Source organism: Sphingomonas sp. LH128 (genome assembly GCF_000293195.2).
GTDB classification, from domain to species: Bacteria; Pseudomonadota; Alphaproteobacteria; order Sphingomonadales; family Sphingomonadaceae; genus Novosphingobium; species Novosphingobium resinovorum_A.
In genome coordinates this window covers 1-458 of the sequence record NZ_ALVC01000567.1, presented here as the reverse complement: position 1 = coordinate 458, position 458 = coordinate 1, and the positions used below count along the sequence as shown (strand labels likewise).

Sequence of the window (458 nt, the reverse complement as noted above, 5' to 3'; positions counted from 1 at the left end):
GCCAGTCTGCCGCTTGTCGTCTCGAACCTCGTCAACATCGTGTCGGCCGACTTCTTCAAGCTCGGCTTCGGCGAATATGCGAGCGTCATGGTGCCGGTGAATCTGGCAGCGATCGCCGCCACGCTCGGCGCGCTGATGCTGTTTTTCCGCCGCGACATACCGGCAAACTATGATGTCGCCGCGCTGCGTGCGCCGCGCGCGGCGATCCGGGACGCAGCGACCTTCCGCGCAGGTTGGGTCGTCCTCGTGCTTCTTCTCGTCGGCTTCTTCCTGCTCGATCCGCTGGGCGTGCCGGTCAGCGCCGTTGCCGCTGCCGGCGCCATCTTGCTGCTCGCAATCGCGGCGAGGGGGCATGTGATCGAAACCCGCAAGGTGCTGCGCGGCGCGCCGTGGCAGGTCGTCATCTTCTCGCTTGGCATGTATCTCGTGGTCTATGGCCTGCGAAATGCAGGACTGAC

The 458-nt window shown here is 65.1% G+C and carries 1 protein-coding gene; it reads left to right on the top strand.

The genetic code is table 11. The features are described 5' to 3' along the window. Positions 1 to 458: ArsB/NhaD family transporter (locus tag LH128_RS30260; RefSeq protein WP_008833509.1), on the top strand; the 458-nt coding region annotated here is incomplete at both ends.